A 21,183-nucleotide genomic window follows, 5' to 3' on the forward strand; every position below is an offset into this window, starting at 1 on the left:
CTACTAAAGACACTTTGCAACAATAACTCTCAAAGTTTTGTATTCAATTAAAAATTAACTTATGAAAAAAGTAAAAAATATCATCATCACTTTTGGACTGGCTTTAGCTTCGGTCTCCTGTGTGTCCAAACTGGCATACAAGGAGCCTGAGCTCGAGCTGCCCGAAACGTTCAAATATACAGTAACAGCCGATACGGCAAGTGTTGCAAACCTGGAATGGAGACAATTTTTCAACGATCCAATGTTACAGTCATTGATTGAAAAAGGAATTAAAAACAACTACGATTTACAAATTGCTTTAAAGCAGGTTGCTTCGTCACAGGAAAAACTCAAACAGGCAAAATATCTTCAGTATCCTGATGTTGGTTTCGGCGTTTCTGCACAGATCTCAAAGCCTTCGAAAAACAGCATGAACGGGCAAAGCTTAAATTTATTTTTAGGAAAAAGCTATGTTGAAGATTATAATGCAGCGTTCAATTTATCCTGGGAAGCTGATATTTGGGGTAAAATAAAAAACCAGCAGGAAGTCTCAAGAATGCAGTACCTGCAAACGTATGAAGCGACAAAAGCCATTCAGACACAGGTTGTTGCAGCAATTGCTCAGGGATATTACAATTTATTAATGCTTGACAAACAATTGCAGATTGCAAATTCAAATTTAGAATTAAGTAAAAATACCCTTGCCCTTACAGAAAAATTGTGGCAGAGTGGTGATACAAGTTCTCTGGGAGTTCAGCAGGCCACTGCTCAGAAGCAGTCTACCGAATTGTTGATCACCCAATTGGAACAAAATATTGCCATACAGGAAAATGCATTGAGTATTCTGGTGGGAGAAAATCCGGGGAAAATCAGCAGAACGATTGAAATGTCTGAAACCTCTTTACCACAGGATATTTCCGCAGGGCTTCCGGCTGCAATGGTAAGCCGTCGTCCGGATGTCCGTCAGCAGGAATTGGTTTTATTGGAATCAAATTCAGTAGTGGGAATTGCCCAGGCCAATATGTATCCGTCATTGAAAATAACAGCCAACGGAGGCGTAAACTCATTTAAAGTTGATAACTGGTTCCAGATTCCGGCTTCATTGTTCGGGTCTGTTTTGGGAGGTTTGACACAACCTATTTTTCAGAAAAGACAATTGAAAACAGATTTGAATGTTGCTAAAATCCAAAGAGAGAAAAATGTATTGGCATTCCGTCAGTCTGTTTTGAATGCAGTGGGTGAAGTTTCTGACGCTTTGGTTTCAAACGAAAGCTTAAAAGTTCAGGAGCAAAAAGCAACTGAGCAGGTTGCAACCTTAAAAGACGGAATTAAAAGTGCAGAAATGCTTTACAAAGGCGGAATGGCAAATTATTTAGAAGTAATAACAGCTCAGGGAAATTCTTTGCAAGCAGAACTGAATCTCGCATCCGTAAAAAGACAGAGATTAAGCAGTATTGTAGACTTGTACCGGGCGTTAGGAGGCGGTTGGAAGTAGTAAATTTAATTATATTGTTAATGGAATGCAGTCTTTCGGGGCTGCATTTTTTTGTTTTTGAATTAAATCTTTAAACGAATGCTTTTCCGTTCTGTCATTCTGAACGGAACAACGTGCAGTGAAGAATCTATAAGTATTAACAAAGATTCTTCCTTCGTCAGAATGACAAAAAATGCTACAAAAAATTATCCACAAAGTTTGTCATTCAGAGCGAAACGCAGTGTAGCGTGGAATCTAAGCAATATTTATAAAATTTTAAAATTCTTGTCGAGATTCCTACGGAATGACAAAGTGTGTGTTACATTTATTTTTGGAACTGTTCATTAATATACCCAATCAACCCGTTAAAATCCTCCTGCGAATATCCCAACGGCAAATAATGAATATCATCCGCTTTCCGGTACCAGGTCAATTGACGTTTTGCATATCTTCTACTGTTTTTCTTAATTTCAGAAACCGCAAAATCCAGATCCCATTCGCCATCAAAATATTTGAATAATTCAGCATAACCAACCGTATTCAGAGCAGTTAGGTGTTTAAATTTTTCTAAGCTTTTTGCTTCATCCAACAAACCTTTTTCCATCATCATATCCACTCTTCTGTTGATTCGGTCATACAATTCTTCCCTTGGTGCTTCAATTCCGATTCGGATGGTTTTAAAATCTCTTGAATCTTGCGAAACAGCAATTAATTCAGAATATTTTTTATTGGTTTGCCAGATCACATCGATTGCACGCAAAAGCCTTCTGTGATTATGAATGTCAACAACTGAAAAGTATTCAGGGTCGAGTTCCTTTAAAATTTCCTGAAGTTTATCGATTCCTTGATTTTCAAAAATTTCATTTAATTTTTTCTGATTTTCTTCGTCAGCTTCCGGCAAATCATTTAAGCCCTCAATCACAGCTTTTTCATACATCATGCTTCCACCAACCAAAATGACCGTATCATGATTTTCAAAAAGTTTATGGAGTTTTTTTAAAGCATCTTCTTCATATTGCCCGATTGAATAATAGTCTTCAACCGAGAGATTTCCGATAAAATGATGAGGTGCTTCCGCCAGTTCTTCCTCTGAAGGTGAAGCGGTTCCGATCTTCATTTCTTTAAAAAACTGCCTCGAATCACAGGAAATAATTTCTGTGTTGAAATGTTTAGCCAGATTAATTGCGAGTCTCGTTTTACCAATTCCGGTGGGTCCTACAACAGAAATTAAATTTTTCTTTTTCACGGGGCTAATTTACAAAAATGAGTTTACTTAATTGGCTGGAAGATGGAGGCCTGAAGATGGAAGTTAAAATTGGAGGCCATTTATATCCAAAACGATCTTCCCGCTTCCTGCATCCAACTTCCAGCCTTATTACTTTAGCTAAACTATACACTTAAATGTTTATCTTTGTACAACAATAAAAAACTATGATTTTATCAATGACCGGCTTCGGTAGAGCCGAAGGTGTTTTTGAAGGAAAAAAAATTACCATAGATATTAAATCACTGAATAGCAAAAGCTTTGATTTGAATATTAAAATTCCTTTGCGTTATAAAGAGAAAGAATTCGAGATCAGAAAAATTCTTAACGACAGGATCATTCGTGGAAAAGTAGACTGCTACATTAATCTTGAGAACCTTGAAGAGTCTACCGATGTAAAAATTAATAAAAATTTAATTGATTCTTACATCAGCGAACTTCGCCATATTGCTGCAGACGGACCGGATTTCGAATATCTTAAAATGGCAATCAGGCTTCCGGACGCGATTACTTCAAGACCGGATGAGCTGTCAGAAGGAGAATGGGAAGCATTGGCAAAAATTGTAAATGCATCACTTGACCGTTTTGAGGAATTCAGAAGAACAGAGGGAAAAATTCTTCACGAAGAACTGGAAAGAAATTTACAGAATATTGATAAAAATCTTTCTGAAGTTATTCCTTTTGAAGAAGAAAGAATCAATGCGGTGAGAGAGCGCTACCAAAAGTCATTAAAGGAATTTGAAAATGTAGATGAAACCAGATTCTACCAGGAAATGGCTTATTTCACAGAAAAGCTTGATATTTCTGAAGAGAAGGTAAGACTTGCCCAACACCTGAAATATTATAAAGAGGTAATGGATAACGAAGATTTCAACGGGAAGAAACTGGGCTTTATCTCTCAGGAAATCGGCCGTGAAATCAATACGTTGGGATCAAAGGCTAATCATGCACAGATCCAGAAACTGGTGGTGATGATGAAGGATGATTTGGAAAAAATTAAGGAACAAACACTTAATGTTTTATAGAACCAGGTAAAAAGAATCAGGTAAAAAGTGAAATATTTAGTAAATCAATCATCATTTATCGCTTATCATTCATGAATAAAGTTATTATATTTTCAGCGCCGTCGGGAAGTGGAAAAACGACATTGGTAAAACATTCTCTGGAAGTATTTAATGAATTGCAGTTTTCAATTTCCTGCACTACAAGACAACCGAGAGGCAGTGAAATGCATGCGGTGGATTATCATTTTTTAAGTCCTGATGAATTCAGGCAGAAAATTGCAGAAAATGCTTTTGTGGAATATGAAGAAGTTTATACCGATAAATATTACGGAACCCTGAAGTCAGAAGTTGAAAAAATCTGGAGCCAGGGAAAAGTAGTGATTTTCGATGTTGATGTGAAAGGCGGGATTTCGCTTAAAAAATATTTTGGTGAACAGGCTTTATCTATTTTCATCGAACCACCATCTATTGAAGAACTGGAACGAAGATTGATCTCAAGGAATACGGATGATGCTGAAACCATCAGAACACGTGTAGCAAAGGCAGAAGAAGAAATGTCTTACGCGAAAGAATTCGATAAAATCGTGATCAATTCCGATTTAGATATTGCAAAAAAAGAAATAGAAAGTTTAATAAAAAATTTTATTGGAAGTTAGAGAAATTTGATGATGGAAGCTGGAAGCATGAAGTTTAAAGATATGAAGTTCCAATTTCCACATTTCGATTTAATTTCCATCTAAAACATTGAGGTAAATATGAGTACCGAAACATTAGAAAAAGCTAAATCTACAATTCCGGTAAAGGGATTTTTAGATATAAAAGATCTGGTGATTCCTCAAGGCGAAGAGCTGGTGAAGGCCATTCTTCAGTTGAAAGAAGAAAAAAATGCTGTGATTCTGGCGCATTATTACCAACCCGGAGAGATACAGGATATCGCTGATTTTCTTGGAGATTCCCTGCAATTAGCAAGACAGGCAAAAGATACGGATGCAGATATGATCGTATTTTGTGGGGTGCATTTTATGGCTGAAGCGGCAAAAATCCTGAACCCTACCAAAAAAGTAGTTCTTCCGGATACCATGGCAGGATGTTCTTTGGCAGACGGCTGCTCCGGAGAAGGATTGAGAAAAATGCGTGAACAGCACCCAAATGCTTTAGTAGCAACATATATCAACTGTAACGCTGAAACAAAAGCAGAAAGCGATATCATTGTAACAAGTTCAAATGCTGAAACTGTGATTGAAGCACTTCCGAAAGATAGACCAATTATTTTTGCACCAGATAAGAATCTGGGAAGATATTTATCTCAGAAAACCGGTCGAGATATGATCCTATGGGCCGGAAGCTGTATTGTCCACGAGGCTTTTTCAATGGAGAGAATCGCAAAACAATTGGCAGACAACCCGGATGCTAAACTTATTGCTCATCCGGAAAGTGAAGAGGCTGTATTAAAATTGGCCCATTTTATCGGCTCTACTTCTGCACTTCTGAATTATGTTGAAAAAGATGATTGCCAGAAATTTATCATTGCTACGGAAGAAGGAATTTTGCACGAAATGAAAAAACGTGCACCTCACAAAGAATTGATTCCGGCATTGGTTTTTGATGAAACCTGCAACTGTTCAGAATGTTTCTACATGAAACGCAATACGATGGAAAAGCTGTATTTGTGTATGAAATATGAGCTTCCGGAAATTATTCTTGATGAAGAATTAAGATTAAAAGCATTAAAACCTATTGAAGCAATGCTTGAACTTTCGAAAAGTATAAAATAAAACTAAAAGCCCCAACAAGTCAAGACTACTTATTGGGGATTTTTATTTTCATCGAATTTCATATTTAAAGATCATTCGGAACAGGAACATAACATTCCGAGTTAATAAGAACACAGTTTCTGCAAAACTCCGAAAGTGCCCAGTATTCTTCACAAGTAAAATTAGAACCCGTAGGGCATTCATTACAGCTCTTAGGGCCTGCACCTCCATTAATTTGCTCTAAATTTCTTCTGTTTAATTTTTTAAAATTTTTCATAATAAACTGATTTGGTTTCTTTTATAAATTTAATATTATTTTGATAAATCAGAACATGATGACAATAATAATTGAATTATAAATTATTTTATATTTCAAAATAATTTGTACATTTGTTCAAGTAACAATGAATTTTTTAAGAAACATATCTGATATTTCTGCTCCGAATTTCTCTATTTCGGAAGTATCTTCTGTTTCCATTATTACTACAACAACTACAACTACCCCATAACGGGGTAAATTTTCACATATCAACCACGGCATCTACTCTTTTTCTGAAGAGTAAAGTTTCATTTTTCTTAACTTAAAATAAAACATAATGAAAGTTTTAAAATTTGGCGGAACTTCTGTTGCCAATGCCCAAAATATATTACTGGTCGAAGATATTATAAAAAAAGAATCTCTCAAAAATAGAATTGTTGTTGTAGTTTCAGCGCTTCATGGCGTAACCGACCAATTGATAAAAGCAGCAGAATCAGCTTCTCAAAATGATGAAAATTATCTTCAGATTATTAAAAATCTTGAGGAAAAGCATTTGAATTTAGTCAAAGAATTAATTCCTATTCTGGATCAAAGCTCGTGGCTGAGTTTTGTTAAAAAACATTTTAACGACATCGAAGATATCTGCAACGGAATTTTCGTATTGGGAGAGTTTACCGATAGGATCAAAGACAAAATCACTTCCTACGGCGAATTTCTTTCATCAAATATTATTGCAGCAAGATTACAATTAAAAGGCCTTGATGTAGCGTGGATGAATTCTGCTGAAAACATTGTAACGGACAGCAATTACACTAACGCAAAAGTAAATTTTGAAGCCACAGAAAAGAATTTGATACACTTTATACATGAAAACAAAAATCAGATTATCATTGCTCCCGGATTTATTGCTAAAGATGGAAAAGGTAATTCCACAACATTGGGACGTGGTGGCTCAGATTACACTGCCTCAATCATTGCTTCAATCATCAATGCTGATGACCTTCAGATCTGGACAGATGTAAGTGGGATGATGACTTCCGATCCGCGACTAGTTTCCAACGCAAAACCGATTCCTGAAATTTCGTATGCAGAAGCAATGGAACTTTCTCATTTTGGAGCAAAAGTTCTGTACCCTCCTACCCTTCAGCCAGTCATGGTAAAAAATATTGATGTAAGAATTAAAAATACTTTTGAACCAGATGCATTCGGAACATTAATTTCCCATCAATTACAAAAGAGCGACTTTGAAAATCAGCAGATTGCAGTCGGAATTTCAAATATGAGCAACATTGCCTTATTGACTTTAGAAGGAAGCGGAATGATTGGAATTCCGGGATTTTCCGCAAAATTATTTCAATGTTTAAGCAGTGAAAAAGTGAATGTTATTCTCATTACGCAAAGTTCATCTGAGCATTCTATAACCGTAGCCATTCACGAAAAAGATATTATTAATGCAAAAAATGCAATTAATTACGCTTTTGAAGATGATTTAAAACTCAAAAAAGTTGAACCTGTAAAAATCGAAACCCATCTTTCGATTATTGCCTTGGTCGGTGAAAACATGAAAAGCAGAAGCGGAGTAAGCGCAAAAATGTTTGGATGCTTAGGAAATAATGGCATCAATATCCGTGCGATTGCACAAGGTTCGTCGGAGAAAAACATCAGCATAGTCATTTCAGAAAAAGATATTAGAAAAGCCGTGAATGTTTTGCATGAAGAATTTTTCGAATCGGAAATCAAACAGGTTCATCTTTACATCTGCGGAACGGGAAATGTCGGAAAGAAATTAATTCAGCAAATCTATAATCAGAACGAATATCTTAAAGAAAATCTTTCCGTTAATTTAAGAATTTCAGGACTTTCCAACAGCCGTAAAATGATTTTCTCTGACAAAGGAATTTCAGAAAATGAATGTAAATATTTTAGCCAAAATGGTGAAGATGCTTCTGCAGAAAAATTTGCTAAGGAAATTATTTCAAGAAATTTAAGGAATTCTGTTTTTGTAGATGTTACAGCTAGTCCGGTAGTTCCTGACATTTATGAAAAATTGTTGAAAAAGAGTGTAAATATTGTGGCTTGTAATAAAATTGCAGCCTCATCAGATTTCGAAAATTATAAAAATTTAAAAAATATTGCCAGAAATCACAGCTGCAAATTTTACTTTGAAACCAATGTCGGAGCCGGACTTCCCATCATCGGGACGATTAATGATCTGATAAGAAGCGGTGATAAAATTACCTCTATTCAAGCGGTTTTGAGTGGGACTTTAAATTTTGTTTTTAACAATTATGATGGTGAAAAGTCTTTTTCTGAAATTGTTGCACAGGCTCAAAAAGAAGGTTATACAGAACCCGATCCAAGACTGGATTTGGCAGGAACTGATGTTGCCCGGAAAATTTTAATTCTGGCGAGAGAAGCTGGTTATCCTTTGGAATTTAATGAAATTGAAAATGAAAGTTTTCTTCCGGAAGAATGCATGAAAGGTAGCGTTGAAGATTTTTACAATTCCCTTTTTAAATATGAAAATCATTTTAAAAATTTGCTTGAAAAAGCTAAAAATGATGGAAAGATTTTAAAATATGTCGCCGAATTTAAAGATGGAAAAGCGAAAGTCGGATTACAGCACATCGCGCCTGAAAGTGATCTTTTTCATCTGTACGGAAAAGATAATATTGTGATTTTTAAAACATTGAGATATTCTGAACAGCCTTTGGTGGTAAAAGGTGCCGGCGCAGGAGCCGAGGTTACGGCAAGTGGAGTTTTTGCCGATATTGTTCGTTCTGTTTAAAAATTTAATTATGAAAAAAGTGAAATTACAAGTTCCCGCAACGGTTGCTAATTTGGTATGCGGATTCGATATTTTGGGAATGGCCATTCATGAGCCGTATGATGAAATGGAAATCAAATTATTGGAAACTCCTGAAATTATTATCAAACACCTTGACAATTTTGGATTACCTGAAGATCCTTCAAAGAATGTTGCCGGCGTTGTTTTATTAAAAATTCAAGAGTATTTAAATCTGAAAAATGGCTTTGAAGTCATCATCAATAAAAAGATAAAACCTGGAAGCGGACTGGGATCAAGTGCGGCAAGTGCGGCTGGAGCAGCTATCGGAGCCAATGCATTACTGGGAAAAATTTTTACCGAAGAAGAACTGGTTTACTTTGCCATGTTTGGTGAAGAACTGGCTTCCGGCGTGAAACATGCGGATAATATTGCACCTTGCATTTTTGGTGGGATAACTTTAGTTAAATCTTCAAAGCCTGTTGATATTATTCCGTTGAATGCTCCTGATTTATTCGTGACGGCAGTTCATCCGCAGGTTGAGGTAAAAACTTCCGATGCAAGGCAGATTTTGAAGAAAAATATTCTTCTGAAAGATGCCATAGAGCAATGGGGAAATATCGCCGGATTGGTTGCCGGAATTCAAAAAAATGATATTGCGTTAATTGGCAGAAGTTTAAATGACGTGATTGTAGAACCAATTAGAAGTATTCTGATACCGAAATTTAATGAAATCAAAGAAAAAAGTTTGCAATTAGGAGCTTTGGGTGGGGGAATTTCAGGTTCGGGACCATCGATTTTTATGCTTTCTGAAAAACAAGAAACTTCACAGAAAATAGCAGAAATGATGAAATCTGTTTATGATGAAATCGATATTGAAAGCTTCGTATATGTTTCAAAAATAAATCCGTCAGGAATTAAAATCATTGAAAATTAAATTTAACCCATGAAGTATTACAATTTAAAAGATAAAACAGAAGTTGTTGATTTTAAAACAGCTACCATAAAAGGACAGGGAAAAGAGAAAGGTTTATTTTTTCCTGAATTCATTCCGCAATTTGATGAGGATTTTATTGAAAATTTACATCAATATCCCGACGAGGAAATTGCTTTTCAATGCATGAAAGATTTTGTTGAAGATGAAATTCCGTCTGATATTTTAAAGCAGATCGTTTCAGAAACCATCAATTTTGAAATTCCTTTGAAAAAAATTCATGAAAAGATCTATTCCTTAGAACTTTTTCACGGGCCGACGTTAGCTTTTAAAGATGTCGGCGCAAGGTTTATGAGTCGCTGCCTTTCCTATTTTCTGAAAGATGAGGACAAAAAGGTAACGGTTTTGGTTGCAACTTCAGGAGATACAGGAGGTGCGGTTGCCAATGGATTTTACAAAACTGAAAATATTAATGTGGTCATTCTTTATCCTAAAAACCGGGTGAGTGAAGTTCAGGAAAAGCAATTGACAGCTCTTAGCGAAAATATTTCCGCACTGGAAGTCGACGGCAGTTTTGATGATTGTCAGCGTTTGGTAAAACAGGCCTTCTCGGATGAAGAAATAAACTCAAAACTGTTTTTAACTTCAGCTAACTCTATAAATGTAGCGAGATGGCTTCCTCAGCAGATTTATTATTTATTAGCTTTAAAACAATGGAAGAAATTAGAAAAAGAAAATCCTGTAATTTGTGTTCCCAGTGGGAATTTCGGAAATATTTGTGCCGGAATTCTGGCCCATTTCAGAAGACTTCCTGCTGAACATTTTATTGCTGCCTGCAATAAAAATGATGTTGTTCCGCAATATTTAAAAACACAAAAATTAGAATCGAAAGAAACGGTTGCTACTCTTTCTAATGCGATGGATGTAGGAAATCCGAGCAATTTTGTGAGAATTTTAGAACTCTTTAAAAATCAATTTGAAGATTTAAAAAGTAAAATTTCAGGCTATTCTATCAATGATGAGAAAACGATACAGACCATTAAAGAAGTTTACGAAAAATATAATTATCTGCTTGAGCCTCACAGCGCAGTTGCCTACAACGCGCTGCAACAGTATTTGAGTGAAAATCCGGGTAAAAAAGGTATTATTTTGGGAACCGCACATCCCGTAAAATTTCCTGATGCAGTGGAAAAGGCAATACACATAACGATCGACTTTCCGGAATCTTTAGAAAATTTAATGAAAAAGGAGAAAAAAAGTACCGAAAAACAAGCGGATTTTGCAGAATTAAAACGATTTTTGCTGTATAAAAATTAACAAAATATGAGTAAAATATTTCTCGAAGACGTAAAAATATACGCCTATCACGGTGTTTTACCTGAAGAAAATATAATCGGTACGTACTACATTTTAAATCTGGAAATTCATACAGATCTTTGGAAAGCCGCGGAATCTGATGACTTGAATGATACGATAAGTTATGCGGATATTAATGAAATCATCCATAATGAGATGAAAATTAAATCTAAATTGCTGGAGCACGTTGCCGGGAGAATCATTGCCAATATTCATGAAAATTTTTCACAGATTGATTATATTAAATTAAAAATAACCAAAACAGCTCCGCCAATGAAGGGCGAAATGAAAGGCGCCAGTATTGAGCTGGAAAAAAGTTTTAAGCCGAATAATTAAAAAATATTACTATTTTCGTTTAAATATCTTATAGAATTGAAATTCATTAGCATATTATTTCTTTTAGCTTTTGTCAATATTTTCGGACAGACAGAAAATCAGGTTGCTTCCTATAATTTTCCGAAGATAAGATCCAGCATAACCATGCCGGTGACTATTCCTCTTTCGGAGATCAGCAATATGGTGAATGCTTCAGTAAAAGATCTCATTTATCAGGATGATTCTTACACCGACAATAACAATGATCAATTCAAAGTAAAAGTCTGGAAAACCCGACCGATAAGGCTTGTAGGCGGCACCAATCAAAATATCCTGATTGAAGTTCCTCTAAAAATATGGGCAGAGAAAGGAATCGGAACACTGGGACTCTATACCTACCAGAGTACGACTTTTGAAACCGTCATGTCTTTCAATACTTCGATAAATTTAAAAAATAACTGGACAATCCAAACCCAAACCCAAACCAATGGTTTCAGATGGGTAACTCAACCCGTTTTGGATTTTGGAAGAATAAAAATCCCGATCACCTCTTTGGTTGAAAAAAGCCTGAAGGAACAGCAGGAGAAATTCTGTAGAACCATCGATCAGCAAATGGCCGGTCAGCTCAATTTTCAGAATTACGCAGTAGCAGCATGGAATGCTTTTTCCAGCCCTTTTCATATTTCGGAAGAATTTAATACATGGCTTAAAATCACACCGATCAACGTTCATATTACACCATTGAAATTTTATGGCAATCAGATCAATACCAGCTTAGGAATTGATATTTTCTCTGAAACATTTACAGGAAGCAAACCGGAATCTTCACAACTTGTAAAATCTGCTTCTGATTTTGGTTTTGTTTCTTCGCTTGCAAATCAGTTTTTGCTTCAGACAACAGCTAATGTTCCGTTCACAGAAGCGACTTCTATAGCCCGTACTATGTTTTTAAATAAAGAATATGATGTGAGAGGCTCATCTGTTAAAATCACTGACATCAAAGTTTACGGTGTTGATGATCGTATTATGATTGAAGCACAAACAGAAGGCTATGTTAACGGTACCGTGTTCATTTCAGGAATCCCTGTTTATAGCGATCTCAAAAAGAAAATAGTATTATCCGATACCAAATTTAAACTGAAAACTTCAAATATTCTACAAAAGACTGCCACTCTGCTTTTCCGTGGAAAGATTATAAAAATGATCGAAGAAGAATACGGAATCCCTACTCAGGATCTTGAGAATAATTCTAAGAAAAGTATTGAAGAGGCATTCAACAAAGAATATTATAAAGGATTAAAAATGAGCGGACAGGTTTTTAATTTAAAGCCGGGAAATATCCTGATGAATCCTTCAGGAATCACCGCTGTTATTGATACCAATGCCTCTTTGAAACTAATGTTAAACGGAATGTAAAAACTAATATATTTAACCATGAAAAAAATATTAAGAGTTGTTGAAAACAACAGAGCAGGCTCGTGGCTTCGTTTTGGTAATCTTATCATTGACAGGATTGTTGTTCTTATCCTTTTTATGATGTTCGGATTTTTTGCTTCTTTAAGTTATGAAATTTTCGGAATCGAATACTTTATTAACCTGGCTACAGCTTTAGGAGCGGTAAATAAATTTATGGATATAGTCATTACCTCAACTGTGTATTTTTTATATGCTTTACTGATGGAATATTTTACCAAAGGAAGAACAGTCGGAAAGTTTATTACAGGTACCAGAGCTATTTCAACAGATGGTACAGAACCAACTTTTATGGACTATTTTATCCGTAATATTTCCCGTCTTGTACCTTTTGATGCACTTTCATTTTTAGGAGGAGGAAACGGATGGCATGACAGCTGGAGTGATACACGGGTAATTAATATTAAAAATTATAAAGCTGAAACCCAGATCAAAAGCGAGATTGAAAGCATAGGCACAAAAGAAATTGCCTGAAAAATTTTTGTTAAATCATATATTTTGTTATATTTGCACACCTAAAAATGGTAAAGACAGGGTACTTTGGCCGAGCGGCTAGGCAGTGGTCTGCAACACCATCTACAGCGGTTCGAATCCGCTAGGTACCTCTTCGCTTCTCTATATAAACTGATGATCAGTGATTATAGAGAAGCTTTTTTGTTTTGTGTCTATTTCTGTGTCAAAAACTCAGAAATTAATATTTACTAACATTTAAAACTAACAACTATGGAAGTCATTAAAAATGGAATAAGAACATAACTGATTCTATCAAAGATAACTTCAACAGCTTCAACTTTAATTTTAGACCGACTAAAACATCCATTAATTGCCGCTTTTCAATATTTGATCATTTTTAACTGGAAACCTATGAAAGTGGGACGACTAATTTGATGAAATTAACTTAACTTCTTTTGCTTTGCAAATGCTAGACAAATAAGATATATCTAACTAGAAGTATATAAATTACAATTGCGTCAATGGATTTAGATTTTTTGTATATTAGCTCCTAACTACAAAAATAAATAGCTATGACAAAACATTTTGAAGAAAAAGATTGGATACAGGTATCTGACGGGTTTAAGTTTGAAGTTGAAATGCAAGAACATGACAAAAAACCGATTATTCAAACCTATCAAACAGATGGGAATACTTTTAGACATATGACAGTCCCGACAATCATAGTTGAAAATATTATTAGATTAGAGGTTAATCGTCCATTCAACGGCTATGTTGTGGTTATTTTTGACAAAGAATAATAGTAAAAAAGGCTGGCTTACTTTTGAGCCAGCCTTTTTTATTTTGCAAAGAATAAATCTGCTTCTGTTTTTCTACGGCGAATCAAACCCTTAGTTATACTCTATTTATATCTAATATTCTTTTTAGCCCATTGTATTCGTTGCAGTTTGGTGTTCTGAATTGTAGCCCTGATGTTAGGTTTTGAAAGGTTTTCTGAAGCTATTTGCGCATTATAATTGTAAAAAATCTTCTATAAGCCAGTACAAAATACATAATAAAAAATTATACTAGCATGATCTACTTAAGATATAACCAATTCACTTTCAAGACATTCTTAAAAAGATTGATCTCGACTCGGAAAACAATTTTTATTTCGATGCAGATTGAAAATATCCCCACCTAATAAAATGGGGAATTTAATTTAATAGCAACTGCTACAGTTTTTTTTATCTACATATTCTTTATTGCCTGAAGAATTAACATAATAGCAGCCTCCTTTTTCTCCGACATATAATGTGTGTCCTTTATAAGAACATCCTCCTGAACCATCACTACATGATATTGCAATTAAAAAAATTGCACTAAGTAAAATTATTTTTTTCATGATAAATTATTTAATGATACAAAAATATTCTATCATCTTATAAAAAAATTACGGCTTCCCGTAGTGATATTCGTAAAGAACAAATCCGTTTTTACTTTTCTATATCCTGAAACAGATCTTATCAGCCTAAAAGTTTGTATAAAAAATCCCCGAACTACTCCGGGGATTAAAAACTTATAACCATGAAAAACTCAAAATTGAGCTGTAATTTTAATAATTTAAACCTAATTTATCAGCCTTTTAAAGGCTAAAGATATTGCCTTTGGTTTTATATACGACAAATCGATGAAAACGGTTTTAATTTTTAACTCAGTTCTTTTGAATTTCTGTTATACTCTGTTATTAATGCCTATTTGCTGTAATGCTGAAGGAGTAAGCTCAATGCCCAAATCTGCATAAGCCAAGGCTTCAGTTGTTTCTCCAAACAAATCTCCACCCCCTAAACAGTTTTGCCGAACTTGCACAAATTGATACATAGACAGAAATAGGGTGAGTTTTAGTGAATTATTCTTAACTTCATTTGCAGCACTTAAATGGAATCCATGAAACAAAACTTTCTTTTCCGCTTCATCATATTTGTAAAAATGTAATTGATTAGTTCCGTCGAATTCAAGAGGTTCCGGCTCTATAATATTTCCATCTTCAAGACATGGCACAAACATTTCCTGCTTTAGGGGTTGTTTTAAAAGCTTTGTATAATTTGTTACTCTAACGATGAATTCACGCCGCGCAAGATCCAATTCATCTGATTGGTTGCAATTGTCGCAAACTTTTAGAAGGTCGTCTGCTTGTTCCAGAACGAAATCTGAAAGAGGCATTAGTTTCATGATTAATAATTTGAGTTATCTTACAAATGTATACGACATTGGTATACAATCCAAACTTTTTTTTATTAAAAACACAATTGTGGTACCTGTTTTTTATCTATCTTTACGTAAAACTAAGAAATGGCAAAAAAGCAAACATCCGTTAGAATGACCGATGAGGTCAGAATGCTTTTGGAAATATTGTGTGAAAAAAGAAATCACAACCAGGTTGAAGTTATTGAGGCGGGAATTCGAAGCGAGGCACGGAAAGAAAAGATAACAGCAAAGGAAATTCAGAATTTTAAGAATAAGAATAAAATATAACCATGTACGAAATTAATATTTATACCATTTTAGGAAGCATAATTATTGGTGCTGTTATGGGACTAATAGTAAAATACAACCTTTCGAAAAAAAACTAAAAAATAGAATTCTACATTTCAATAAAATATAAAATATTTAAAAAAATAGCTGCCGTTCAAGAAAACTATTTTTTTAAATATTTATTAACGTATGATCTTTTCTATACCGGCTTTAGCAGCATTGAATGCTTCTTCTGCTTCTTCATAAAGTATATTTACGGAAATTTCAAAGCCGCTTGCCATAAAAAAAGTCACATTACCATCAATATTAAAACTAAGGAAACCAATATGATTTACATTAATAACTAATGGTTTACCTAATACTTTTGCACCTTCAATAGAGTTCGGCTTTTTTACATTGATGATGTTAGAAGCCTTTATATATATTAACCCTTCTGATGTTGTTTTTGTGATATAAGACACTCAGTAATTTTTATGTAAAGATAGATATTTCAAGATTATCAAAAAAAATCCCCAGCCACGGCAGAGGATTAAATGAAAAAATTAATATTTAAGTGATGGTGTTTTTCTTTAAAATATTCTCAGATTTCTCTGAGAATATTATAAGTTTAAGTTCCTTTAAGGATTTTTTAATAGTTGTTTTTAGATATTCAAGTTTTATGCCATGATATTATAATCTTTGATATTGTTGATTATAATTAATTGTTGATTATAATTATACGATATAGATGAAGGATAGTAATTGTTATATCAATAAAAAAGCCCCTGAGTAACAGGGGCTAAAAACTAATAACCATGAAAACTCAATTAAACATGAGAATCAGTGCAAATGTAAATATAATTTTCTTTAAAATTGATGATTATAATCTATATTTTTTTTCTCTTTTTTTCATAGGATTTATATGGTTTTAATTACATTTGTAAAAAAACTGATAACATGACATTCAGCAAAGCCTTAAAACACAAGAAAACGATGTTAAAAACTCGAGTAATTTTACCAAAACCCTTTATGATTTTATCATCATTCCTTCTATTGAAGAAGAGGGAAAAAAGTATCTTGATGATTTTAGAAAATGTCCATCTTCATTTGTTGACGAAAGCTGTAAAGACTACAGCAGTGATTCCAGATTTAAATTATATCTATACTGTAAAAATCAAAACAATGCATCATAATGCACAGGATGGTATAGGAACTTTAAAAATTATTTTCATTAAAAAAAGTCCTCATATTTCTATGAGGACTAAAAACTAATAACCATGAAAACTCAAATTAAACATGAGTGACTGCAAATTTAATAAATGTTCAGGTTATAAAAAGTCTTTATCATTATATATTTTTTTGATTTAACAAATTTTATTAATAATTAAGAATGGCTTTAAATTACATTTAAGCATGAATCGACCTGTGTAAAAGGGATTCCACCAGATAATCCATTGTTTAATTCATCTAATAAAATTAAACAAGCATTTAATATATGTTAAAATTTATCCATAAAAATAGCTCTCATTTTGAGAGCTATTGTAAATTTATAAGTTGAATAATAAGATGCTATTCTTTAATAAATTTCTTTTGTGCAGTTACCTGATTATCGTCGATATCAATTACGTATACCCCGTTGATAAGATTATGCACATCAATTTTGTTGTTTAGTATAATTCCTGAAGATACCATCTGTCCGGCAGTATTATAAATTTTATAATTCGCCTTTTTACTGATGTTTTTCACGTTCAGTACAGTTCTTACTGGATTTGGATAAATAAGAATATCAGTCTGATTAACCGGATTCGGAACTATAGGTTTAGAAATTCTTACTGTATAATCTTCAACTTCACCATCAGGGAAATTTGTACAGTTCACAGGAATTCCATCCTTTTGCATAGCCACTCTCATCACTACATATTTGAAGTCTGTCAGACTGACAAATGCATCAGCAGGTACAGAGAAAGTTCCGCTTACAGTCTGTTCGTTATTTGGTCCCGAAACAAAAACTCTTTCATTGATATCAAAATATCCGTTTCGGTTGAAATCAATCCAAACAGCTACTCCTGCATTTGTATTACCCGATATTTTCTTTTCAATAGTAATTTTGTTATCAGAAGACCCTTGAATCATTTCTATAAACTTATCTGAAATTCCGGTATAATCCGTATAATTTGAAGCTAGAGATGCGTTGATCTTTTCAGGTTTCCCATTTGGCGTTACAGTTACTTTTGAAATATATTCAGAAGTAGAACCTGTGGAGGCCATCTGGCAATATACAACTGTTGGTGTCGTAAATAAGTATGGCAATGTATACGTACCTGTTGTACCGCTACAAACATTCGCAACCTGCATTTCATACTGTGTTAATTCTAATAAGCCTGACAAAGTTACTGTATTGGTATTAGAAGTAATGGTTGTCCAGCTAGGAATACCTACTTTTCTATATCTAAGTACATAAGTAGCACCTGGGAAAGGATCCCATGTTACCTCAGCAGTTGTCGTTGTAAGATTAGTAATAGTCAATCCCGGAGGAGCAATATTACAGGTCCTAAGAGTTGTAAATACTTTAGGGTTAGACCAAGGATTTAATGTACTCTCGTTATCACACATATTGGCAATCTGCACTTCATAAGTAGTATATACATCCAATGATCCAAGAGGATATGTATTGGCAGGCGCTGCAGGTAGAGGAATATTAGGGCTCCATCCTCCGGCACCACTTCCTACGATTCTATATCTCATGAAATAATGCGAACTCGCTGCTAATGGAGACCAGGTAATTAAAGCAGAGTTCGTAGTGATATTACTGATCATTACATTTGGCGGCGTAGGATCACATCTCGTAGTGAATGTATTATTGGAAGGTACTCCCTGACTGCCATTACAAACTGCAACTATCTGTACTTCATATAATGTTGCAGATAAAAGATTGTTTAATGTAGTTGTATTTGTAGGCTGAGGGTAAGGAGCTGCAGCAACACTTACTGTTTGCCATGCTGCACCGGATCCCTGTGGTCTGTAGCTAACGATATAACTTGCCCCACCACTATCCTGATTCCAAGTCAATACTACCGAGTTATGCGTTGGGGTACCCACTGTTACAACAGGAGTAGCTTTGCTACACACACGTAAATTAATATTGTCAATTGCCGCAGGTGGTTGTGTACCGCCACCGCCGTCATTTCTCCATTCGAAAACAAGACGCATTGTGCTACCTGCAAAACTTGAGACATCCAATGTTGGATTAAGGACGTTTTGCCATGTCGTCTGCTGTTGATAATTACCTCCAATCTGAATTCTTCCTGTTCCGGCAGTAATTTGTACTCCCGAAGTAGGCATAAACGTAGCAGGTACCAACCAAACTCTTAAATAATCCCAGTTATTTTCACCAGCTGATTTCCAGTCGAAAGAGAAGGTTGCTGTAGTTGTTGCTGCGGGAATAGCAATATCCCTGTATGCATGCACTACACTTGTTGAGCTCGTATTATATGCGTTCGTTGTACCGTTGGTATTGGAAATATAAAGTGAATTGGCAGGATTTCCTGTTGCACTTCCGTAAGTCCATTTATTTACCTGTGTACCGTTGGTATATCCTAGGTCGCTTCCTGTAGTAAATTGCTGTACATAAGGGAGTGTAGCAGGAATCTGAGTGGTTGTAAAGCTAGGCCCAGCAACCCAGAAGCTTCTGTCTGATCCTGCACAAACTGAACGTACCCAGAAGTAATAAGTTGTGTTTGGTGTCAGAGGAGATAATGTTGTAGAAGTACCGGTAGCACTTGAAGTTGGTATACTTGAAGACGTTGGAGGAACGTTAGTCGTTGTCAGGTAGATCTGATATCCTCCAGCTGGTGCCGGTGAAGGTGCCGTCCAACTTACTGATGCTGTATTTGATCCTACACTTGTAACCTGAATATTTTGAGGAACCTTACACGTAGGAATACTTAAATTAATATTATCAATAGCAACAGGAGGCTGCGTACCACCAAATCCATCATTTCTCCATTCAAAAACAAGACGCATTACACCTCCTGCAAAAGAGCTTAGGTTAAGCCCTGGATTGAAATAATTTTGCCATGTAGTCTGTTGTCCAAAGTTACCTCCGATCTGGATTCTTCCCCCTCCGGTAGTAATCTGAGCTCCAACAGTCGGCATATAATTTACAGGTACCATCCATACTCTTAAATAGTCCCAGTTATTTTCTCCGTCTCCTTTCCAGTCAAACATTAATGTTGCATCGGTAGTTCCTGCAGGTACAATTATATCCCTAAATGCATGAACCACACTAGAAGAACTTGTGCTATAAGCATTGCTTGTACCGTTTGTGTTGGAAATATATAATGAATTGGCAGGATTCCCTGTTGCAGAACCATAGAACCATTTATTGGTCTGCGTTCCGTTAGAAAGCTGAAGGTCATTTCCTGTCGAAAAATTCTGAGTATAAGGTATCGTCGCAGGTATCTGAGTTGTAGAAAAGCTAGGTCCTGCTACCCAAACACTATTGTCGGTCCCACTACATACAGATCGCACCCACCAGAAATACGTAGTGGCAGTTGCCAAACCACCTGGACTTGCTGTTGTTCCTGCAACAGCTGTTCCTGAAGTTGAAGAAGTTGGTGGTGTATTTGTCGTACTAAGGTAATACTCATATCCTACTCCCGGAGCAGGCGTAGGAGCCGTCCAGTTTAAAGTGGCTGTATTTGGTGCTACTGCAGACACGGTCATACCTGAAGGCATTATACATGTAGGAATACTTATATTAATATTATCTATTGCAATTGGAGGCTGAGTTCCGAATGAAGTATCATTAGTCCATTCAAATACCAGTCTCATCGTTACTCCTGCATATGAATTTATATTCAAACTGGAAGTACTATAAGTTTGCCATGCAGACTGCTCACCAAACTCACCTACCTGAAACCTTCCTGTTCCCGTAGTAATTTGATTACCTACAGTAGGTGTATATGTAGCTGGAACTAACCATACCCTCAGGTAATCCCAGCCACCTTCTCCTTCACCTTTCCAGTCAAATGAAAAGTTAGCAATCGAAGATCCTGCAGGTATTGTAAAATCTCTGTAGGCATGTACTATACTCGATGATCCGGTAGAGTAAGCATTACCAGTTCCATTGTTATTGGAGATGTAAATAGAACTTCCCGTATTCCCCGTAGCAGAACCATAAAACCACTTATTGGTTACAGACCCGTTTACGAATGTGAAATCATTTGAGGTATTAAAGTTTTGTGAATACGGTAATGGCGCAGGTGTTTGTCCGTAGGCATCTGGTATGGCGCCGAGATTTAACAAACACAGAAGAAGTACTAAAAAAGTAGAAATTTTCTTCATAAGTTATCATTTAATATTAATCATTGCAAATCTATTTGTTTTTTGCTAATAAATAGCATATAAGATGATGTTTTTTTATATATATACTGTTAAAAATTATCAGGAATTTATAAAAAAGAATAAAATCTTATCTTAAAACGAACGGTTTATTTTATACTTTTATTATATAATGGCCAATAATTACAAATAAAATAAGGTCTCCAAAAATGGAGACCCTAAAAAAACACAAATGATGAAAAAAAATTTTTATAGAATCAATTAATTAATTCTGAAGCAAAATTAATTATGAATTTT

20 protein-coding genes and 1 tRNA gene are annotated in these 21,183 nt (G+C 35.0%); 15 read left to right on the forward strand and 6 right to left on the reverse strand.

The features are described 5' to 3' along the window. Positions 1-61 precede the first annotated feature (61 nt). Complete coding sequence (locus BMW64_RS02000) at positions 62-1,474, forward strand: efflux transporter outer membrane subunit (protein ID WP_089998170.1); 1,413 nt, start codon at positions 62-64, stop codon at positions 1,472-1,474. 304 nt (positions 1,475-1,778) lie between these two features. Here BMW64_RS02000 and miaA read toward each other — a convergent pair whose 3' ends face one another. After that, a complete protein-coding gene (gene miaA / locus BMW64_RS02010) occupies positions 1,779-2,699 on the reverse strand; it encodes a tRNA (adenosine(37)-N6)-dimethylallyltransferase MiaA (protein ID WP_089998172.1) in 921 nt (306 codons plus the stop codon). A 17-nt stretch (positions 2,700-2,716) separates the two neighbouring features. Here miaA and BMW64_RS20560 point away from each other — a divergent pair, with 17 nt between their 5' ends. From BMW64_RS20560 to nadA, 4 genes are all read left to right on the forward strand, one after another. Further along, positions 2,717-2,854, forward strand: a complete 138-nt coding sequence (locus BMW64_RS20560; RefSeq protein WP_177175217.1) for a hypothetical protein — start codon at positions 2,717-2,719, stop codon at positions 2,852-2,854. 30 nt (positions 2,855-2,884) lie between these two features. After that, complete coding sequence (locus BMW64_RS02015; RefSeq protein ID WP_089998173.1) at positions 2,885-3,742, forward strand: YicC/YloC family endoribonuclease; 858 nt, start codon at positions 2,885-2,887, stop codon at positions 3,740-3,742. A gap of 71 nt (positions 3,743-3,813) precedes the next feature. After that, positions 3,814-4,377 (forward strand): guanylate kinase, encoded by a 564-nt coding sequence (gene gmk / locus BMW64_RS02020; protein ID WP_089998174.1) that lies wholly within the window; start codon positions 3,814-3,816, stop codon positions 4,375-4,377. 99 nt (positions 4,378-4,476) lie between these two features. After that, entirely contained in the window at positions 4,477-5,496 is a 1,020-nt protein-coding gene (gene nadA / locus BMW64_RS02025) for a quinolinate synthase NadA (RefSeq protein ID WP_089998175.1), read from the forward strand. A 64-nt stretch (positions 5,497-5,560) separates the two neighbouring features. Here the strand turns inward: nadA and BMW64_RS02030 are convergent, their stop codons facing one another. Next, positions 5,561-5,752: a bacteriocin-like protein gene (locus BMW64_RS02030; protein ID WP_089998176.1), complete on the reverse strand. Its 192-nt coding sequence runs from the start codon at positions 5,750-5,752 to the stop codon at positions 5,561-5,563. 319 nt (positions 5,753-6,071) lie between these two features. Here BMW64_RS02030 and thrA point away from each other — a divergent pair, with 319 nt between their 5' ends. The 8 genes from thrA to BMW64_RS02070 all read left to right on the forward strand — a co-directional run bounded on the left by thrA (position 6,072) and on the right by BMW64_RS02070 (position 13,850). After that, positions 6,072-8,522 (forward strand): bifunctional aspartate kinase/homoserine dehydrogenase I, encoded by a 2,451-nt coding sequence (thrA, locus tag BMW64_RS02035; protein WP_089998177.1) that lies wholly within the window; start codon positions 6,072-6,074, stop codon positions 8,520-8,522. A gap of 10 nt (positions 8,523-8,532) precedes the next feature. Next, on the forward strand, positions 8,533-9,456 hold the full coding sequence (locus tag BMW64_RS02040) for a homoserine kinase (protein WP_089998178.1): 924 nt from the start codon (positions 8,533-8,535) through the stop codon (positions 9,454-9,456). A gap of 9 nt (positions 9,457-9,465) precedes the next feature. Next, positions 9,466-10,770 carry a threonine synthase gene (thrC, locus tag BMW64_RS02045; protein WP_089998179.1) on the forward strand — a complete coding sequence of 435 codons (1,305 nt, stop codon included), beginning with the start codon at positions 9,466-9,468 and terminating at the stop codon, positions 10,768-10,770. Positions 10,771-10,776: 6 nt separating this feature from the next. After that, positions 10,777-11,145, forward strand: a complete 369-nt coding sequence (gene folB / locus BMW64_RS02050) for a dihydroneopterin aldolase (protein WP_089998180.1) — start codon at positions 10,777-10,779, stop codon at positions 11,143-11,145. A gap of 36 nt (positions 11,146-11,181) precedes the next feature. Next, a complete protein-coding gene (locus BMW64_RS02055; protein WP_089998181.1) occupies positions 11,182-12,540 on the forward strand; it encodes a DUF4403 family protein in 1,359 nt (452 codons plus the stop codon). 18 nt (positions 12,541-12,558) lie between these two features. Next, positions 12,559-13,071 (forward strand): RDD family protein, encoded by a 513-nt coding sequence (locus BMW64_RS02060; protein WP_089998182.1) that lies wholly within the window; start codon positions 12,559-12,561, stop codon positions 13,069-13,071. Between the two features lie 60 nt (positions 13,072-13,131). Continuing rightward, a tRNA-Cys gene (locus BMW64_RS02065) sits at positions 13,132-13,202 on the forward strand. 420 nt (positions 13,203-13,622) lie between these two features. Next, positions 13,623-13,850: a hypothetical protein gene (locus BMW64_RS02070; RefSeq protein WP_089998183.1), complete on the forward strand. Its 228-nt coding sequence runs from the start codon at positions 13,623-13,625 to the stop codon at positions 13,848-13,850. Between the two features lie 401 nt (positions 13,851-14,251). Here the strand turns inward: BMW64_RS02070 and BMW64_RS20385 are convergent, their stop codons facing one another. Together BMW64_RS20385 and BMW64_RS02075 are read right to left on the reverse strand one after the other, a co-directional pair. Beyond that, complete coding sequence (locus tag BMW64_RS20385; protein WP_143052625.1) at positions 14,252-14,434, reverse strand: hypothetical protein; 183 nt, start codon at positions 14,432-14,434, stop codon at positions 14,252-14,254. 329 nt (positions 14,435-14,763) lie between these two features. After that, on the reverse strand, positions 14,764-15,261 hold the full coding sequence (locus tag BMW64_RS02075; RefSeq protein ID WP_089998184.1) for a hypothetical protein: 498 nt from the start codon (positions 15,259-15,261) through the stop codon (positions 14,764-14,766). 120 nt (positions 15,262-15,381) lie between these two features. Here BMW64_RS02075 and BMW64_RS20390 point away from each other — a divergent pair, with 120 nt between their 5' ends. Then, positions 15,382-15,564 (forward strand): hypothetical protein, encoded by a 183-nt coding sequence (locus tag BMW64_RS20390; RefSeq protein WP_143052626.1) that lies wholly within the window; start codon positions 15,382-15,384, stop codon positions 15,562-15,564. A 182-nt stretch (positions 15,565-15,746) separates the two neighbouring features. On the opposite strand, the gene BMW64_RS02085 is transcribed toward BMW64_RS20390, so the two are convergent. Continuing rightward, the gene (locus BMW64_RS02085) at positions 15,747-16,025 is read right to left on the reverse strand and encodes a hypothetical protein (protein WP_089998186.1); all 279 of its coding nucleotides are present in this window, start codon (positions 16,023-16,025) and stop codon (positions 15,747-15,749) included. A gap of 475 nt (positions 16,026-16,500) precedes the next feature. Here BMW64_RS02085 and BMW64_RS02090 point away from each other — a divergent pair, with 475 nt between their 5' ends. Beyond that, positions 16,501-16,815 (forward strand): hypothetical protein, encoded by a 315-nt coding sequence (locus tag BMW64_RS02090; protein ID WP_089998187.1) that lies wholly within the window; start codon positions 16,501-16,503, stop codon positions 16,813-16,815. Positions 16,816-17,112: 297 nt separating this feature from the next. Here BMW64_RS02090 and BMW64_RS02095 read toward each other — a convergent pair whose 3' ends face one another. Further along, complete coding sequence (locus BMW64_RS02095; RefSeq protein ID WP_089998188.1) at positions 17,113-20,889, reverse strand: fibronectin type III domain-containing protein; 3,777 nt, start codon at positions 20,887-20,889, stop codon at positions 17,113-17,115. Positions 20,890-21,183: the final 294 nt, after the last annotated feature.

Source organism: Chryseobacterium taichungense (assembly GCF_900109935.1).
In the GTDB taxonomy this organism is placed as follows: Bacteria; Bacteroidota; Bacteroidia; order Flavobacteriales; family Weeksellaceae; genus Chryseobacterium; species Chryseobacterium taichungense.

Coding starts and splice junctions, on each gene's coding strand:
- BMW64_RS02000 (WP_089998170.1), top strand. CDS start 62: ATGAAAAAAGTAAAAAATATCATCATCACTTTTGGACTGGCTTTAGCT.
- BMW64_RS20560 (WP_177175217.1), top strand. CDS start 2,717: ATGAGTTTACTTAATTGGCTGGAAGATGGAGGCCTGAAGATGGAAGTT.
- BMW64_RS02015 (WP_089998173.1), top strand. CDS start 2,885: ATGATTTTATCAATGACCGGCTTCGGTAGAGCCGAAGGTGTTTTTGAA.
- gmk (WP_089998174.1), top strand. CDS start 3,814: ATGAATAAAGTTATTATATTTTCAGCGCCGTCGGGAAGTGGAAAAACG.
- nadA (WP_089998175.1), top strand. CDS start 4,477: ATGAGTACCGAAACATTAGAAAAAGCTAAATCTACAATTCCGGTAAAG.
- BMW64_RS02030 (WP_089998176.1), bottom strand. CDS start 5,752: ATGAAAAATTTTAAAAAATTAAACAGAAGAAATTTAGAGCAAATTAAT.
- thrA (WP_089998177.1), top strand. CDS start 6,072: ATGAAAGTTTTAAAATTTGGCGGAACTTCTGTTGCCAATGCCCAAAAT.
- BMW64_RS02040 (WP_089998178.1), top strand. CDS start 8,533: ATGAAAAAAGTGAAATTACAAGTTCCCGCAACGGTTGCTAATTTGGTA.
- thrC (WP_089998179.1), top strand. CDS start 9,466: ATGAAGTATTACAATTTAAAAGATAAAACAGAAGTTGTTGATTTTAAA.
- folB (WP_089998180.1), top strand. CDS start 10,777: ATGAGTAAAATATTTCTCGAAGACGTAAAAATATACGCCTATCACGGT.
- BMW64_RS02060 (WP_089998182.1), top strand. CDS start 12,559: ATGAAAAAAATATTAAGAGTTGTTGAAAACAACAGAGCAGGCTCGTGG.
- BMW64_RS02070 (WP_089998183.1), top strand. CDS start 13,623: ATGACAAAACATTTTGAAGAAAAAGATTGGATACAGGTATCTGACGGG.
- BMW64_RS20385 (WP_143052625.1), bottom strand. CDS start 14,434: ATGAAAAAAATAATTTTACTTAGTGCAATTTTTTTAATTGCAATATCA.
- BMW64_RS02075 (WP_089998184.1), bottom strand. CDS start 15,261: ATGAAACTAATGCCTCTTTCAGATTTCGTTCTGGAACAAGCAGACGAC.
- BMW64_RS20390 (WP_143052626.1), top strand. CDS start 15,382: ATGGCAAAAAAGCAAACATCCGTTAGAATGACCGATGAGGTCAGAATG.
- BMW64_RS02090 (WP_089998187.1), top strand. CDS start 16,501: ATGACATTCAGCAAAGCCTTAAAACACAAGAAAACGATGTTAAAAACT.
- BMW64_RS02095 (WP_089998188.1), bottom strand. CDS start 20,889: ATGAAGAAAATTTCTACTTTTTTAGTACTTCTTCTGTGTTTGTTAAAT.